Annotated in this window: 28 protein-coding genes; all 28 read left to right on the plus strand. The window is 69.2% G+C overall.

What is annotated here, in order from left to right; genetic code table 11:
• Positions 1–10: 10 nt before the first annotated feature.
• The 28 genes from rplC to rpsD all read left to right on the plus strand — a co-directional run bounded on the left by rplC (position 11) and on the right by rpsD (position 15,071).
• Positions 11–676 (plus strand): 50S ribosomal protein L3, encoded by a 666-nt coding sequence (gene rplC, locus RM425_RS03420; RefSeq protein WP_311343769.1) that lies wholly within the window; start codon positions 11–13, stop codon positions 674–676.
• The gene (gene rplD / locus RM425_RS03425; RefSeq protein WP_311343770.1) at positions 673–1,464 is read left to right on the plus strand and encodes a 50S ribosomal protein L4; all 792 of its coding nucleotides are present in this window, start codon (positions 673–675) and stop codon (positions 1,462–1,464) included. The genes rplC and rplD overlap by 4 nt, the downstream gene beginning before the upstream one ends.
• Positions 1,461–1,763: a 50S ribosomal protein L23 gene (rplW, locus tag RM425_RS03430; protein WP_311343771.1), complete on the plus strand. Its 303-nt coding sequence runs from the start codon at positions 1,461–1,463 to the stop codon at positions 1,761–1,763. The genes rplD and rplW overlap by 4 nt, the downstream gene beginning before the upstream one ends.
• Positions 1,764–1,814: 51 nt before the next feature.
• A complete protein-coding gene (rplB, locus tag RM425_RS03435; RefSeq protein ID WP_091770149.1) occupies positions 1,815–2,648 on the plus strand; it encodes a 50S ribosomal protein L2 in 834 nt (277 codons plus the stop codon).
• 21 nt (positions 2,649–2,669) lie between these two features.
• Positions 2,670–2,951 (plus strand): 30S ribosomal protein S19, encoded by a 282-nt coding sequence (rpsS, locus tag RM425_RS03440; protein WP_029340037.1) that lies wholly within the window; start codon positions 2,670–2,672, stop codon positions 2,949–2,951.
• Positions 2,952–2,971: 20 nt separating this feature from the next.
• On the plus strand, positions 2,972–3,433 hold the full coding sequence (rplV, locus tag RM425_RS03445; protein WP_449495069.1) for a 50S ribosomal protein L22: 462 nt from the start codon (positions 2,972–2,974) through the stop codon (positions 3,431–3,433).
• A complete protein-coding gene (rpsC, locus tag RM425_RS03450; RefSeq protein WP_311343772.1) occupies positions 3,433–4,374 on the plus strand; it encodes a 30S ribosomal protein S3 in 942 nt (313 codons plus the stop codon). The genes rplV and rpsC overlap by 1 nt, the downstream gene beginning before the upstream one ends.
• Positions 4,375–4,377: 3 nt before the next feature.
• The gene (gene rplP, locus RM425_RS03455; RefSeq protein ID WP_091770143.1) at positions 4,378–4,794 is read left to right on the plus strand and encodes a 50S ribosomal protein L16; all 417 of its coding nucleotides are present in this window, start codon (positions 4,378–4,380) and stop codon (positions 4,792–4,794) included.
• Positions 4,794–5,027: a 50S ribosomal protein L29 gene (gene rpmC / locus RM425_RS03460; protein WP_091929105.1), complete on the plus strand. Its 234-nt coding sequence runs from the start codon at positions 4,794–4,796 to the stop codon at positions 5,025–5,027. Before rplP ends, rpmC begins: the two co-directional genes overlap by 1 nt.
• Positions 5,024–5,326, plus strand: a complete 303-nt coding sequence (gene rpsQ, locus RM425_RS03465) for a 30S ribosomal protein S17 (RefSeq protein WP_311343773.1) — start codon at positions 5,024–5,026, stop codon at positions 5,324–5,326. The genes rpmC and rpsQ overlap by 4 nt, the downstream gene beginning before the upstream one ends.
• Positions 5,327–5,533: 207 nt before the next feature.
• Positions 5,534–5,902, plus strand: a complete 369-nt coding sequence (rplN, locus tag RM425_RS03470; RefSeq protein WP_311343774.1) for a 50S ribosomal protein L14 — start codon at positions 5,534–5,536, stop codon at positions 5,900–5,902.
• 2 nt (positions 5,903–5,904) lie between these two features.
• Complete coding sequence (rplX, locus tag RM425_RS03475) at positions 5,905–6,252, plus strand: 50S ribosomal protein L24 (RefSeq protein WP_449495070.1); 348 nt, start codon at positions 5,905–5,907, stop codon at positions 6,250–6,252.
• Positions 6,253–6,254: 2 nt separating this feature from the next.
• Positions 6,255–6,839 (plus strand): 50S ribosomal protein L5, encoded by a 585-nt coding sequence (gene rplE, locus RM425_RS03480; protein ID WP_311343775.1) that lies wholly within the window; start codon positions 6,255–6,257, stop codon positions 6,837–6,839.
• A gap of 19 nt (positions 6,840–6,858) precedes the next feature.
• Complete coding sequence (locus RM425_RS03485; RefSeq protein WP_091981751.1) at positions 6,859–7,044, plus strand: type Z 30S ribosomal protein S14; 186 nt, start codon at positions 6,859–6,861, stop codon at positions 7,042–7,044.
• Positions 7,045–7,205: 161 nt separating this feature from the next.
• On the plus strand, positions 7,206–7,616 hold the full coding sequence (gene rpsH, locus RM425_RS03490) for a 30S ribosomal protein S8 (protein WP_311343776.1): 411 nt from the start codon (positions 7,206–7,208) through the stop codon (positions 7,614–7,616).
• Between the two features lie 14 nt (positions 7,617–7,630).
• Positions 7,631–8,170, plus strand: coding sequence for a 50S ribosomal protein L6 (gene rplF, locus RM425_RS03495; RefSeq protein ID WP_311343777.1), 540 nt, complete (start codon positions 7,631–7,633; stop codon positions 8,168–8,170).
• The gene (gene rplR / locus RM425_RS03500) at positions 8,170–8,577 is read left to right on the plus strand and encodes a 50S ribosomal protein L18 (protein WP_311343778.1); all 408 of its coding nucleotides are present in this window, start codon (positions 8,170–8,172) and stop codon (positions 8,575–8,577) included. The genes rplF and rplR overlap by 1 nt, the downstream gene beginning before the upstream one ends.
• Before the next feature lie 49 nt (positions 8,578–8,626).
• The gene (gene rpsE / locus RM425_RS03505; RefSeq protein ID WP_311343779.1) at positions 8,627–9,259 is read left to right on the plus strand and encodes a 30S ribosomal protein S5; all 633 of its coding nucleotides are present in this window, start codon (positions 8,627–8,629) and stop codon (positions 9,257–9,259) included.
• Position 9,260: 1 nt separating this feature from the next.
• Positions 9,261–9,440, plus strand: a complete 180-nt coding sequence (gene rpmD / locus RM425_RS03510) for a 50S ribosomal protein L30 (RefSeq protein ID WP_311343780.1) — start codon at positions 9,261–9,263, stop codon at positions 9,438–9,440.
• A gap of 13 nt (positions 9,441–9,453) precedes the next feature.
• On the plus strand, positions 9,454–9,897 hold the full coding sequence (rplO, locus tag RM425_RS03515; RefSeq protein ID WP_311343781.1) for a 50S ribosomal protein L15: 444 nt from the start codon (positions 9,454–9,456) through the stop codon (positions 9,895–9,897).
• A 130-nt stretch (positions 9,898–10,027) separates the two neighbouring features.
• A complete protein-coding gene (gene secY / locus RM425_RS03520; protein ID WP_311343782.1) occupies positions 10,028–11,338 on the plus strand; it encodes a preprotein translocase subunit SecY in 1,311 nt (436 codons plus the stop codon).
• Positions 11,338–11,958: an adenylate kinase gene (locus RM425_RS03525; RefSeq protein ID WP_311343783.1), complete on the plus strand. Its 621-nt coding sequence runs from the start codon at positions 11,338–11,340 to the stop codon at positions 11,956–11,958. Before secY ends, RM425_RS03525 begins: the two co-directional genes overlap by 1 nt.
• A gap of 12 nt (positions 11,959–11,970) precedes the next feature.
• On the plus strand, positions 11,971–12,840 hold the full coding sequence (gene map / locus RM425_RS03530) for a type I methionyl aminopeptidase (RefSeq protein WP_311343784.1): 870 nt from the start codon (positions 11,971–11,973) through the stop codon (positions 12,838–12,840).
• 246 nt (positions 12,841–13,086) lie between these two features.
• On the plus strand, positions 13,087–13,308 hold the full coding sequence (gene infA / locus RM425_RS03535) for a translation initiation factor IF-1 (RefSeq protein ID WP_012950459.1): 222 nt from the start codon (positions 13,087–13,089) through the stop codon (positions 13,306–13,308).
• A gap of 71 nt (positions 13,309–13,379) precedes the next feature.
• Positions 13,380–13,493 (plus strand): 50S ribosomal protein L36, encoded by a 114-nt coding sequence (rpmJ, locus tag RM425_RS03540; protein WP_012950458.1) that lies wholly within the window; start codon positions 13,380–13,382, stop codon positions 13,491–13,493.
• A gap of 14 nt (positions 13,494–13,507) precedes the next feature.
• Positions 13,508–13,882: a 30S ribosomal protein S13 gene (gene rpsM / locus RM425_RS03545; protein WP_091770117.1), complete on the plus strand. Its 375-nt coding sequence runs from the start codon at positions 13,508–13,510 to the stop codon at positions 13,880–13,882.
• Positions 13,883–14,001: 119 nt separating this feature from the next.
• Positions 14,002–14,409, plus strand: coding sequence for a 30S ribosomal protein S11 (gene rpsK, locus RM425_RS03550; protein ID WP_040338531.1), 408 nt, complete (start codon positions 14,002–14,004; stop codon positions 14,407–14,409).
• 35 nt (positions 14,410–14,444) lie between these two features.
• Positions 14,445–15,071 (plus strand): 30S ribosomal protein S4, encoded by a 627-nt coding sequence (gene rpsD, locus RM425_RS03555; RefSeq protein WP_091770115.1) that lies wholly within the window; start codon positions 14,445–14,447, stop codon positions 15,069–15,071.
• Positions 15,072–15,181: the final 110 nt, after the last annotated feature.

The raw sequence follows: 15,181 nt of genomic DNA on the forward strand, positions 1-15,181 counted from the left end.
TGTTCCAGACATGGCGAGCACATTTCGTGGTCTCCTCGGCGAGAAGCTGGGGATGACCCAGGTCTTCGACGAGAACAACCGCCTCGTGCCGGTGACCGTCGTCAAGGCGGGCCCCTGTGTGGTGACCCAGGTGCGCACCCCCGAGGTCGACGGCTACTCGGCCGTCCAGCTCGGTTTCGGTGAGATCGACCCGCGCAAGGTGAACCGCCCCGAGGGCGGGCACTTCACCAAGGCGGGCGTGACGCCGCGGCGGCACCTGGTGGAACTGCGCACCGAGGACGCCGGGCAGTACACGGTCGGCCAGGAGCTGACCACCGAGGTGTTCGACGGCGTGGCCAAGGTCGACGTCATCGGCACCAGCAAGGGCAAGGGCACCGCCGGTGTCATGAAGCGTCACGGCTTCAAGGGCCTGGGCGCCGGACACGGCGTGCAGCGCAAGCACCGCTCTCCCGGCTCCATCGGTGGCGCGTCGACCCCCGGTCGCGTGTTCAAGGGCCTGAAGATGGCCGGCCGCATGGGCCACGTGAAGACGACGACGCTGTCGCTGGTCGTCCACAAGGTGGACGCCGAGCGCGGTCTGCTGCTGATCAAGGGCGCCATCCCCGGTCCGAAGGGCGGGCTCGTGCTCGTTCGTTCGGCCGTCAAGGGCGGCCCCGTGGGGAGTGACACCAAGTGACCGCATCTACGAGTACCGGGTCCACCGAGACGCGCACCGACCGCCAGGTCGACGTCCGCACGCCGGCAGGGGAGACCACCGGCAGCGTGACGCTGCCCGGTGAGCTCTTCGACGCCGACGCGAACGTGTCGCTGATGCACCAGGTCGTCGTGGCCCAGCTGGCCGCGGCCCGCCAGGGCACGCACTCGACCAAGACGCGCGCCCAGGTCAGCGGTACGGGCGCCAAGCCCTACCGCCAGAAGGGCACCGGTCGCGCCCGCCAGGGCTCGCTGCGCGCCCCGCAGTTCTCCGGCGGTGGCATCGCCCACGGCCCGGTGCCGCGCGACTACACCAAGAAGACGCCCAAGAAGATGAAGGCCGCTGCCCTGCGTGGCGCCCTCTCCGACCGGGCGCGCGAGGGTCGGGTCCACGTCGTGTCGGCCTTCGTCGACGGCGACGCCCCGAAGACCAAGGCCGCGATGGCGACGCTCACCGCGATCACCTCGGCCAAGAAGGTCCTCGTCGTCCTGGACCACGACGACGTCCTCAACTGGGTGAGCCTGCGCAACCTGCCGCAGGTGCACCTGATCGAGGCCGGCCAGCTCAACACCTACGACGTGCTGGTCGCCGACGAGGTCGTCTTCACCGAGACGGCTCTCGCCGAGTTCGTCGCCGGGCCGGCCAAGGGCAAGCGCTCCGGCGCCGACCTGCCCGATCTCGCCACCCGCGAGATCTCCGGTGGCGTCCCGTCCATCGCTCCCGCCGCCGGCGAGGGCACCGTCGAAGAGACCACCGAGGAGAAGGCATGAGCGTCCGCGACCCCCGGGACGTGCTGCTCTACCCGGTCATCTCGGAGAAGAGCTACGGGTTGCTCGACAGCAACCAGTACACGTTCATCGTGCTGCCCGAGGCCAACAAGACGCAGATCAAGATCGCGGTCGAGCAGATCTTCGACGTGAAGGTCATCGGCGTGAACACGATCAACCGCCAGGGCAAGCGCAAGCGCAGCCGTGGCACGCAGATGGGCAAGCGCAAGGACACCAAGCGCGCCATCGTCTCCGTGGCCCCCGGCGACCGCATCGAGATCTTCGGCGGCCCGGGCGCCTGACGGCACCCGATCCCGACCGGACCAGAGATATAGACAGGGACTGAGTCAGCAATGGCTATCCGTAAGTACAAGCCGACGACGCCGGGCCGCCGCGGCTCCAGCGTCGCCGACTTCGCCGAGGTCACCCGCGACCATCCCGAGAAGTCGCTGGTCCGGCCGCTGCACGGCCGCGGTGGACGCAACGTCCACGGCAAGGTCACGGCTCGCCACCAGGGTGGCGGTCACAAGCGTGCCTACCGGCTGATCGACTTCCGCCGGGCCGACAAGGACGGTGTGCCGGCCAAGGTCGCGCACATCGAGTACGACCCGAACCGCACCTCGCGCATCGCGCTGCTGCACTTCGCCGACGGGGAGAAGCGCTACATCATCGCCCCGGCCCGCCTGAAGCAGGGCGACACGGTCGAGTGCGGTCCCGCGGCCGACATCAAGCCGGGCAACAACCTGCCGCTGCGGAACATCCCGGTCGGCACGGTGGTTCACGCCATCGAGCTCCGCCCCGGTGGCGGCGCGAAGATCGCCCGGTCCGCGGGTACCAGCGTCCAGCTGGTCGCCCGTGAGGGCCGGTTCGCCCAGCTGCGCATGCCGTCGGGGGAGATCCGCAACGTCGACGTGCGCTGCCGCGCCACCGTCGGCGAGGTGGGCAACGCCGAGCAGTCGAACATCAACTGGGGCAAGGCCGGCCGCATGCGCTGGAAGGGCAAGCGCCCGACCGTCCGTGGTGTCGCCATGAACCCGGTGGACCACCCGCACGGTGGTGGTGAGGGCAAGACCTCCGGTGGTCGTCACCCGGTGAACCCCAAGGGCAAGCCGGAGGGCCGGACGCGCAAGCGGAAGGCCAGTGACGCCCTGATCGTGCGCCGCCGGCGCGCCAACAAGAAGCGCTGAGCGGGATAGGAGCCGACAGACATGCCACGCAGCCTGAAGAAGGGCCCGTTCGTCGACGACCACCTGCTCAAGAAGGTGGACGCCCAGAACGAGAAGGGCACCAAGAACGTGATCCGCACCTGGTCACGTCGTTCGACGATCATCCCGGACATGCTGGGTCACACCCTCGCGGTGCACGACGGCCGCAAGCACGTCCCGGTGTTCGTGACCGAGGCGATGGTCGGGCACAAGCTCGGCGAGTTCGCTCCCACGCGCACGTTCCGTGGGCACATCAAGGACGACCGCCGCTCGCGGCGGGGCTGACCAGGTAGAGAGAGATTTCGATGACTTCCCAGTTGGGACAGGAGGCACCGGTCGCCCGGGCTACCGCCCGCTTCGTCCGCGTGACCCCCATGAAGGCCCGCCGGGTGGTGGACATGGTCCGCTACCTGCCGACCGACGAGGCGCTCGCGCTGCTGCGCTACGCCCCGCAGAGCGCGAGCGAGCCGGTGGCGAAGGTGGTCGCCAGCGCGGTGGCCAACGCCGAGCACAACCTGCAGCTCGATCCGGCCGCCCTGGTCGTCAGCGCCGCCTACGTCGACGAGGGCCCGACGCTCAAGCGGATCCGTCCGCGTGCGCAGGGCCGGGCGTTCCGCATCAACAAGCGGACCAGCCACATCACCATCGAGGTGAGCGAGGTCGCCACCAGTGACGTCCTCGCGCAGAAGTCCCGCAAGGCGCGCCGGGACACCGGCATGACCGGCCCGGCGACCCAGCAGAACAACACGAGGGGAGGGACCCGCTAGTGGGTCAGAAGGTCAACCCGCACGGGTTCCGACTCGGGATCACCACCGACTACAAGTCCCGGTGGTACGCGGACAAGCTGTACGCCGACTACGTCAAGGAAGACGTCGCGATCCGCAAGCTCATGTCCAAGGGCATGGAGCGGGCCGGCATCTCCAAGGTGGAGATCGAGCGCACCCGTGACCGGGTCCGCGTCGACATCCACACCGCACGCCCGGGCATCGTCATCGGCCGTCGCGGCGCCGAGGCCGACCGCATCCGCGGCGAGCTGGAGAAGCTCACCGGCAAGCAGGTGCAGCTGAACATCCTCGAGGTGAAGAACCCCGAGTCCGATGCCCAGCTGGTCGCCCAGGGTGTCGCCGAGCAGCTCTCCAGCCGGGTGAGCTTCCGTCGCGCGATGCGCAAGGCCATGCAGTCCGCGCAGCGCAGCCCGCAGGTCAAGGGCATCCGCGTGCAGTGCTCGGGTCGCCTCGGCGGCACCGAGATGAGCCGCTCGGAGTTCTACCGCGAGGGTCGGGTGCCGCTGCACACGCTGCGCGCGAACATCGACTACGGCATCTACGAGGCCCGCACCACCTTCGGCCGCATCGGCGTCAAGGTGTGGATCTACAAGGGTGACGTCAGCGGTTCCCGCGCCGAGCGTGCGGCCCTCGAGGCCCTGGCCGAGCGTCAGGGTCAGCGTCGCGAGCGCCCCCAGCGCCCCCGGCGTTCGGGCTCGTCGGGCACCACCGCCGGTGGGACCGAGGCCGGCCGCGCTGCGGTGGAGTCCTCGACCGGACCCGTCACCGACACCACGACGGCGGCCGCCGACAGCGCTGTCGCGCAGACCTCCGGCGAGTCCGCGACCGAGCAGACCATCGCTCAGGCCGCGGGTCCCGAGGCCACTGCGGTCGCCGAGACCACGGCTGCCGACAACACGGCGACCGAGAACACGGAGAGCTGAGCCATGCTCATCCCACGGCGCGTCAAGCACCGCAAGCAGCACCACCCGAGCCGGTCGGGCAAGGCCAAGGGCGGCACCGAGATCAACTTCGGTGAGTTCGCGATCCAGGCGCTCGAGCCGGCGTACGTCACCAACCGGCAGATCGAGTCCGCGCGTATCGCGATGACCCGGCACATCAAGCGTGGCGGAAAGGTGTGGATCTCGATCTACCCGGACCGTCCGCTGACCAAGAAGCCGGCCGAGACCCGCATGGGTTCCGGCAAGGGCTCGCCCGAGTGGTGGGTGGCCAACGTCAAGCCCGGCCGCGTGCTGTTCGAGCTGTCCGGTGTCGCCGAGCCGGTGGCCCGTGAGGCCATGCGCCGCGCGATCCACAAGCTGCCGATGAAGTGCCGCTTCATCACGCGAGAAGGAGAAGTGTGATGGCCGCCGGTCTGACCGCTCCCGAGCTGCGCGAGCTCTCCGTCGACGAGCTCGCCTCGCGGCTGCGTGAGTCCAAGGAAGAACTGTTCAACCTGCGCTTCCAGGTGGCCACCGGCCAGCTGGACAACAACCGGCGACTGCAGACGGTCCGCCGCGACATCGCCCGGATCTACACGATCATGCGCGAGCGCGAGCTGGGTCTCTCGGTCGCCCCGAACGAGGGTGTGGCATGAGCGATCCCCAGTCGACCAGCACCGTGGCGTCAGGCCCCGGCCTGGCCGGTCGCGGGTACCGCAAGGTCCGCGAGGGCCTCGTGGTCAGCGACAAGATGGAGAAGACCATCGTCGTGGAGGTGGAGGACCGCGTGAAGCACGCCCTCTACGGCAAGGTCATCCGCCGCACGACCAAGCTCAAGGTCCACGACGAGCAGGGCGTCGCCGGCATCGGCGACCGCGTGCAGATCATGGAGACCCGGCCGATGTCGGCCACCAAGCGGTGGCGGCTCGTCCAGGTCGTCGAGAAGGCCAAGTAAGAGGCGGCCCTCCGGGGCCGTGGGGGTAGGAGTACCCTGGACCACTGGCGCGCACCTCAGTGCTGTTCCGAGGGCAGCGCGCCGCATCCCGGTACCCGTGCTCGGTGCGCACCGGCGGCTCGCGCCGCCGGTGCGTCCGCACGCGGTGCCGGACAGCCGGTTCACCGTTCCGGTCCGGCTGTCACCACAAGTATTTGGGAGTAGCACGTGATCCAGCAGGAGTCGCGACTGCGTGTCGCCGACAACACCGGTGCGAAGGAGATCCTCTGCATCCGGGTGCTCGGCGGCTCGGGGCGACGCTACGCGGGCATCGGCGACATCATCGTCGCCACCGTGAAGGACGCGTTGCCGGGTGCAGGTGTGAAGAAGGGTGACGTCGTCAAGGCCGTCATCGTCCGCACCTCGAAGGAGCGCCGTCGCCCGGACGGTTCCTACATCCGCTTCGACGAGAACGCCGCGGTCATCATCCGCGACAGCGGCGACCCGCGCGGTACCCGCATCTTCGGGCCCGTCGGCCGGGAGCTGCGCGACAAGCGCTTCATGCGGATCATCTCGCTCGCCCCGGAGGTGCTGTGATCATGGCTGCCACCAGCAACGGCAAGACGCCGTCCATGAAGGTCAAGAAGGGCGACACCGTCCTGGTGCTCGCGGGCAAGGACAAGGGCGCCAAGGGTCGCGTCATCGCGGCCTACCCCAAGCTCCAGAAGGTCCTCGTCGAGGGCGTGGGGCGCGTCAAGAAGCACACCCGCATCAGCTCGAACCAGCGCGGCGCCCAGCAGGGCGGGATCGTCACGCAGGAGGCTCCCATCCACGTGAGCAACGTGATGGTGATCGACTCCGAGGACAAGCCGACCCGGGTCGGCTACCGCAAGGACGAGGAAGGCCGCAACATCCGGGTCTCGCGGCGCACCGGTAAGGACCTCTGATCATGAGCGCACCCTCCCGCGAGCTGCCCCGCATGCTCGCCAACTACCGCGAGAACATCGCGCCGGCGCTGAAGAGCGAGTTCGGCTACGAGAACGTCATGCAGATCCCCCGGCTGACCAAGATCGTGGTCAACATGGGCGTCGGCGAGGCGACCCGTGACGCCAAGCTGATGGACGGTGCGGTCCGCGACCTCACCGCCATCACCGGTCAGAAGCCGGCCGTCGTCCGGGCCCGCAAGTCCATCGCCCAGTTCAAGCTGCGCGAGGGCATGCCGATCGGCGCGAAGGTCACCCTGCGCGGCGACCGCATGTGGGAGTTCCTCGACCGCCTGCTGTCGCTCGCACTGCCCCGCATCCGTGACTTCCGCGGCCTGAACGCCAAGCAGTTCGACGGCCACGGCAACTACACGTTCGGGCTGAACGAGCAGTCGATGTTCCGCGAGATCGACGTCGACAAGATCGACCGGCCGCGCGGCATGGACATCACGCTGGTCACCACCGCCACGACCGACGAGGAGGGTCGCGAGCTGCTCCGCCAGCTCGGGTTCCCCTTCGCCGGCCAGCCCGTCGTCACGACCGTCCGCTGAGTCGGGCAGGAGAGAAGCAATGGCCAAGAAGGCGCTGATCAACAAGGCGGCCCGCAAGCCGAAGTTCGCGGTCCGTGGCTACACCCGCTGCCAGCGGTGCGGTCGTCCGCACTCGGTGTTCCGCAAGTTCGGCCTCTGCCGGATCTGCCTGCGGGAGATGGCGCACGCCGGGGAGCTCCCGGGCGTGAAGAAGAGCTCCTGGTAACAGAAGGACCAGGCTGCTCCCCACGACACGCTCCGCGCGCCGTGGGACCCGGCAGCCAGGCCGTTCCATCCCACTAAGCACCACTGATCGCCGAGAGGCCCAGCGCCAAGTCCCCGAGACCCAGCGCACGAGGAACCGCGGCGAGAGAGGCAACACCCGACATGACGATGACCGACCCGATCGCGGACATGCTGACGCGGCTGCGGAACGCCAACCAGGCGTACCACGACGCCGCGGTCATGCCGTCCTCGAAGCTCAAGACGCACATCGCCGAGATCCTCCAGCAGGAGGGCTACATCGCCGGCTGGCGCGTCGACGACGTGGAGAAGGACGGCAGCACCTTCAAGCAACTGGTGGTCGACCTCAAGTACGGCCCCAACCGCGAGCGCAGCATCGCCGGCGTGAAGCGCGTGTCGAAGCCCGGTCTCCGGGTCTACGCGAAGTCCACCGGACTGCCCAAGGTGCTCGGCGGCCTGGGCGTGGCGATCATCTCCACGTCCACCGGGCTGCTCACCGACAAGCAGGCGAACAAGAAGGGCGTGGGTGGGGAAGTCCTCGCCTACGTCTGGTAAGGGAGCGAGCGAAGATGTCACGGATCGGACGACTCCCGATCGCCGTGCCCGGTGGCGTGGACGTCGCGATCGACGGCCAGACGGTCAGCGTGAAGGGACCGAAGGGCGAACTCGCCCACACGGTCGCCGCGCCGATCACCGTCGAGCGCGACGAGGACGGCACGCTCCGGGTGCAGCGCCCCAACGACGAGCGGCAGAACCGCGCCCTCCACGGGCTCTCGCGGACGCTCATCGCGAACATGATCACCGGCGTGACCGAGGGGTACACGAAGACCCTCGAGATCGTCGGCGTCGGCTACCGCGTCCAGGCGCGCGGCTCGGACCTCGAGTTCGCCCTGGGCTTCAGCCACCCGGTGCCGGTCAAGGCACCGAACGGCATCACCTTCGCCGTCGAGTCGCCGACCCGCCTGCGGGTCACCGGCATCGACAAGCAGCTCGTCGGTGAGGTCGCAGCCAAGATCCGCAAGATCCGCAAGCCCGACCCGTACAAGGGCAAGGGCGTGCGGTATCAGGGCGAGGTCGTCAAGCGCAAGGTCGGGAAGACGGGTAAGTGATGGCTCAGGCAGAGAAGGCCGCTCGGGTCCACAAGCCCGTCGGAACCGACATCAGCACGGCGCGCCGCACCTCGCGGCTGCGTCGCCACAACAGGCTGCGCAAGCGGGTCTCCGGTACCGCCGAGCGTCCGCGCCTGGTGGTCAAGCGCAGCTCGCGCCACATCCACGTGCAGGTCGTCGACGACACCGTCGGTCGCACGGTGGTCAGCGCCTCCACGATGGACGCCAGCCTGAAGGGTGCCGAGGGCGACAAGTCCGCCCTGGCCCGTCAGGTGGGTGCCCTGGTGGCGGAGCGGGCAAAGGCCGCCGGCATCGCGGCGGTCGTCTTCGACCGTGGTGGCAACCGGTACGCCGGTCGCATCGCCGCCCTGGCCGACGGTGCCCGCGAGGGTGGGCTGGACTTCTGATGACCACCCACACCAGCAGCACGAGCCAGCAGATCGAGAGGGACGTCTGATGCCAGGACCACAGCGACGCGGCGGTGGCGCCGGCGGCGCCGCCGGCGGCCCCGGCGGCAACGACCGCCGTGACCGTCGTGACGGCGGGCGGGGCCCCGGCGGTGCGCCCGCCGAGAAGAGCAACTACATCGAGCGCGTGGTCGCCATCAACCGCGTGTCCAAGGTCGTCAAGGGTGGTCGGCGCTTCAGCTTCACCGCCCTGGTGATCGTCGGTGACGGCGACGGCAAGGTCGGCGTCGGCTACGGCAAGGCCAAGGAGGTGCCCGCGGCGATCGCCAAGGGCGTCGAGGAGGCCAAGAAGCACTTCTACAACGTGCCGCGCATCGCCAGCACCATCCCGCACCCGGTGCAGGGTGAGGCGGCCGCCGGTGTCGTGCTGCTCAAGCCGGCCAGCCCCGGTACCGGTGTCATCGCCGGTGGCCCGGTGCGCGCCGTCCTCGAGTGCGCCGGCATCCATGACGTGCTGTCCAAGAGCCTCGGGTCCTCGAACCCGATCAACATCGTGCACGCCACGATGCAGGCGCTGAAGGACCTCGTCCGCCCCGAGGAGATCGCGGCCCGCCGCGGTCTGCCCCTGGAGGACGTCGCCCCGGCGGCCATGCTCCGTGCCCGTGCGGGCCAGGGAGTCTGAGATGGCGCAGCTGAAGGTCACCCAGATCAAGTCGGCCATCGGCACGAAGCCCAACCAGCGTCAGACGCTGCGTTCGCTGGGCCTCAAGCGGATCCACGACTCGGTCGTCCAGGAGGACCGTCCCGAGATCCGCGGGATGGTCGCGACGGTGCCGCACCTGGTCACCGTCGAAGAAGTCTGAGGAAAGACTCGCTATGACTCTGAAGGTCCACCACCTGCGTCCGGCCCCGGGCGCCCACACCGCCAAGACCCGCGTGGGTCGCGGTGAGGGCTCCAAGGGCAAGACGGCCGGTCGCGGCACCAAGGGCACCGGCGCGCGCGGGAACACCTCCGCCCGGTTCGAGGGCGGGCAGACCCCGCTGCACATGCGGCTGCCCAAGCTCTCGGGCTTCAAGCCCCCGAACAAGGTCGTCTTCCAGGTCGTCAACCTCGATCGGATCGCGGCGCTGTTCCCGCAGGGCGGCACGGTCGACCCGGACACCCTCGCCGAGGCCGGTGCGGTGCGCCGCAACCAGCCGGTGAAGGTGCTCGGTACCGGCGAGCTCGGCGGCGTCAAGGTCGATGTCTCGGCTCACGCCTTCTCCGCGGCCGCGGCCGAGAAGATCGGCGCGGCCGGGGGCAGCACCACCCGCATCTGATCGAGGCCCCCCTGCCCCCCGCCGCGCGATCCGCGCGGCGGGGCGGCGCAGGGGGGTCTTGTCCTGTCCGCCCTGCGCCATCGCTGGCGGACTGGTTGCTAACCTCACTCGACCGATAAGGGGAGGGCTCGTGCTGCAGGCGTTCGCCGCGGCGTTCCGGACGCCAGATCTCCGGCGCAAGCTGCTGTTCTCCCTGGCGATCATCGCCGTGTACCGGCTCGGCGCCCAGGTGCCCGGGCCGGGGGTGTCGGTCGAGGCGATCAACAACTGCCTCGAGCTCGCCGAGGCCGGCTCCCAGCGCGACATCTACTCGCTGGTCAACCTCTTCTCCGGCGGCGCACTGCTGCGCCTGTCGGTGTTCGCGCTCGGCATCATGCCGTACATCACCGCGAGCATCATCGTCCAGCTGCTGGTCGTGGTCATCCCGCGCTTCGAGCAGCTGAAGAAGGAAGGGCAGTCGGGTCAGGCCAAGCTGACCCAGTACACCCGCTACCTGACGATCGCCCTGGCGGTCCTGCAGAGCACCGGCATCATTGCCCTGGCCCGCAGCGGCCAGCTGTTCCCCGGCTGTTCCGAGTCGATCATCCCGTCCGACTCGGTCTGGACGACGGTCATCCTGGTGGTCGCGCTCACCGCAGGCACCGCGCTGGTGATGTGGTTCGGCGAGATGCTGACCGAGAAGGGGATCGGCAACGGCATGTCCCTGCTGATCTTCACCTCCATCGCCGCGCGCATCCCGGCCGAGGGCGGCTCGATCCTGCAGACCCGCGGCGTGCTCGTCTTCAGCGTCGTCTGCGCCTTCGCGGTCCTGATCATCGGTGCCGTCGTCTACGTGGAGCAGGCGCAGCGGCGCATCCCCGTCCAGTACGCGAAGCGCATGGTCGGCCGCCGGATGTACGGCGGCACCTCGACCTACCTGCCGCTGAAGGTGAACCAGGCCGGCGTCATCCCGGTCATCTTCGCCTCGTCGCTGCTCTACCTGCCGCAGCTCATCAGCCAGCTGCAGGGCGACGAGACCGGCGCGGTCCGGCAGTTCTTCGAGAACTACATCATCGACCAGAGCAGCCCCGTGCACGTCGCCCTCTACTTCGCGCTGATCGTCTTCTTCACGTACTTCTACGTGTCGATCACGTTCAACCCTGAGGAGCGGGCGGACGACATGAAGCGCTACGGCGGCTTCATCCCCGGCATCCGGCCCGGTCGGCCGACGGCCGAGTACCTGCAGTACGTACTGTCCCGGATCACCCTCCCGGGTGCGCTGTACCTCGGCACCGTGGCCGTGCTGCCGAACTTCTTCCTGGCAGTGACGCAGGAGGGCCAGAACCAGAACTTCCCGTTCGGCGGGACCGCAGTGCTGATCATGGTCGGAGTGGGGTTGGAGACGGTGAAGCAGATCGAGACGCAACTGAACCAGCGCAACTACGAAGGGTTCCTGAAGTAGTGCGCGTCGTCCTGCTGGGGCCCCCCGGAGCGGGCAAGGGCACCCAGGCCCAGTTCATCGCCGGCCGTCTCGCCGTCCCGGCGATCTCCACCGGCGACATCTTCCGGGCGAACGTCAGTGGTCAGACCGAGCTCGGCCAGAAGGCCAAGGTCTACATGGATGCCGGAGACCTCGTCCCCGACGAGATCACCGTCGCCATGGTCAAGGACCGCCTCGCCGAGCCCGACGCGAAGTCCGGCTTCCTGCTCGACGGCTTCCCGCGCACCATCGCGCAGGCGGAGCAGCTGGCGGCCTCGCTCGCCGACCTGGGCCACGGTCTGGACCGCGTGCTCGAGCTCGTCGTCGAGGAGGAGGAGCTGGTGCGGCGCCTGTCCGGGCGGCGCATGCTTGTCGACGGGCAGATGGTCCAGCGCGACGACGACAAGCCCGAGACCGTCCGGCACCGCCTCGAGGTCTACCGGGAACAGACCGCACCGCTGTCCGGGTTCTACGAGGACGCGGGGCTGCTCTCCCGGATCGACGCGATCGGTTCCGTGGAGGCGGTCACCGCCCGGGCGCTGCGCGCGCTCGGCGTGGACCCCGAGGATCCCGACCCGAGCGCGGCCCCGGCCGGCGCCTGAGACGGGCCGGCAGTGCACGGCGACCGTCGCGAGGCGCTGCTGGCCAGGGTGCCGCTGCTGGCGAAGTGGAGTGGACGGATGATCCAGATCAAGACGGCGCAGGAGATCGAGCTCATGCGCGCCTCCGGGCTCGTGACGGCGGGCGCGCACGCCGCCATGAGAGCGGCGCTGCGCCCGGGGATCACCACCGGTGACCTCGACGCGATCGCCGAGGACCACATCCGCTCCCAGGGTGCGGTGCCGAACTTCCTGGGCTACCACGGCTTCACCGGGACCATCTGCGCCTCGATCAACGACGAGGTGGTCCACGGCATCCCGGACCCCGACCGGAAGCTGGCCGAGGGCGACAACATCTCCATCGACTGCGGCGCGATCCTGCAGGGGTGGCACAGCGACTCCGCGGTGACCCTGACGGTGGGGGAACCCTCACCGCAGGACGCCGCCCTGCTGGAGGTCACCGAGCGCTCCATGTGGGCCGGGCTCGCACGCGCGGTGGCCGGCGGACGGCTCACCGACATCAGCGCCGCCGTCGAGGAGTCGATCCGGGCGCACGAGCACCCTTACGGGATCGTCGACCACTACGGCGGGCACGGCATCGGCACGGAGATGCACCAGGACCCGCACGTCCTGAACTACGGGCGCGCCGGCCGCGGCCCCAAGCTCGTGCCCGGGCTCGCCCTGGCGATCGAGCCGATGGTGACCGTGGGCGACCCGGCCACCGTCGAGCTGGACGACGGCTGGACCGTCGTCACCAAGGACGGCTCGCGTGCCGCCCACTTCGAGCACACCGTCGCCGTCACGCCCGAGGGACCGTGGGTGCTCACCGCCGAGGACGGCGGCGTCGCCGGCCTCGCCCCGTTCGGCATCACGCCGCGGACCTGAGCCGCTCAGGCGGGGGGTGTAGCCCACCCCTCACAGGGGGCGGTTGGTGGCTGGAGTGTCGTCAGGTACGATTCCCTGTGGCGCTAGCGCCGTTCTTTCGTCGCGCTGTGGCCGCGTGGCGGGGAACGCCCTCTGCGAGAGCGCCTGCACCAGCTGTTCTGCAATCACCGAGCACGCCGTCCCCGGTTCAGCCGTGGGCGCGGTGCGAGGTACGAGTACCACCGAGTCAAGGAGTGCGTGTAGGGCATGGCGAAGAAAGACGGGGCCATCGAGGTCGAGGGTCGCGTCGTCGAGCCGCTGCCCAACGCGATGTTCCGGGTCGAACTGCAGAACGGGCACCGGGTGCTCGCCCACATCAGCGGCAAGATGCGGCAGCACTACATCCGCATCCTGCCCGAGGACCGCGTGGTCGTGGAGCTCTCGCCCTACGACCTGACGCGCGGTCGCATCGTCTACCGCTACAAGTAATCGCTCGGCCAGCGACTGCCCATCGGCAGAGACGCGGCCGGCACACGATCCAGGAATGAGGGGCGGCACCGGTGAAGGTCCAGCCGTCGGTGAAGAAGATCTGCGACAAGTGCAAGGTGATCCGCCGGCACGGCCGGGTCATGGTCATCTGCGACAACGCCCGGCACAAGCAGCGCCAGGGCTGAGGGAGTACCTGAACATGGCACGACTGGCAGGCGTCGATCTCCCCCGCGAGAAGCGGTTGGAGGTCGCGCTCACCTACATCTACGGCATCGGCAAGACCCACGCCAAGGAGACCCTGGCCGCGACGGGCGTCAGCCCGGACCTGCGCGTCAAGGACCTCGGTGACGAGGACCTGCTGAAGCTCCGTGACTACATCGACGAGCACTTCCGCGTCGAGGGTGACCTGCGCCGCGAGGTGGCCGCCGACATCCGCCGCAAGGTGGAGATCGGCTGCTACCAGGGGCTGCGTCACCGTCGTGGGCTCCCGGTCCACGGCCAGCGCACCAAGACCAACGCGCGCTCGAGCAAGGGTCCGCGCAAGACCATCGCGGGCAAGAAGAAGGCCCGCTGACCCACAGCACGTCGACGTGCGGTCACAGCGACCCGTGAGGGCGGGAGTGACAACGCGGCGCGTGTGCTGCCTCGCGGCAGCAACCCCAGGCCACAGCAACTGAAGGAAACCGGAGAGACATGCCTCCCAGGGCTCGCACCGCGGCTGGTGCCAAGAAGGTCCGCCGCAAGGAGAAGAAGAACGTCGCCCACGGCGCCGCGCACATCAAGAGCACGTTCAACAACACGATCGTGTCGATCACCGACCCGGCCGGGAACGTGATCAGCTGGGCATCCGCCGGCCACGTCGGCTTCAAGGGCTCGCGCAAGTCCACGCCGTTCGCGGCGCAGATGGCTGCCGAGAACGCCGCGCGCAAGGCTCAGGAGCACGGCATGCGCAAGGTCGACGTCTTCGTGAAGGGCCCTGGCTCCGGTCGCGAGACGGCCATCCGCTCCCTGCAGGCCACGGGCCTCGAGGTCGGGCAGATCCAGGACGTGACGCCGCAGCCGCACAACGGCTGTCGCCCCAAGAAGCGCCGCCGGGTCTGACCGGTCACTGACGAGACGATCTAGGAGTATTTGACGTGGCCCGTTACACCGGAGCCGACTGCCGCCTCTGCAGGCGCGAGAAGATGAAGCTGTTCCTCAAGGGCAGCAAGTGCGAGTCCGCGAAGTGCCCGATCGAGATCCGGCCCTACCCGCCGGGCGAGCACGGCCGCGGCCGCACCAAGGACAGCGAGTACCTGCTCCAGCTTCGCGAGAAGCAGAAGGCGCGCCGCATCTACGGCGTGCTGGAGAAGCAGTTCCGCGGTTACTACGAAGAGGCCAACCGCAAGAGCGGCAAGACCGGCGAGGTCCTGCTCCAGATCCTGGAGTCGCGCCTGGACAACGTGGTCTACCGGGCCGGCTTCGCCGAGTCCCGCGACATGGCCCGCCAGCTGGTGCGCCACGGCCACATCCGGGTGAACGGCCGCAAGGTCGACATCCCGTCGTACCGGGTGACCGAGAACGACATCGTCGAGGTGGCCGAGAAGTCCCGCACGATGCTGCCGTTCGAGATCGCCCAGGCCCGCGCCGGCGAGCGCCCCGTGCCCCCGTGGCTCGAGGTCATCAGCAGCCAGCTGCGCGTGCTCGTGCACAACATCCCGGCCCGTCAGGTGATCGACACCCCGGTCCAGGAGCAGCTGATCGTGGAGCTCTACTCCAAGTAGTTGAAGGACCCCGTCCTCCTCACCCCTCGCAGGTCGGGGTGAGCCTCGGGACGGGGCCGTACGACGGCGGGGCGGGCGGACGGATGTCCGCCCCGCCGGCACCACCCCCT

Source organism: Blastococcus goldschmidtiae (assembly GCF_031845325.1).
GTDB classification, from domain to species: Bacteria; Actinomycetota; Actinomycetes; order Mycobacteriales; family Geodermatophilaceae; genus Blastococcus; species Blastococcus goldschmidtiae.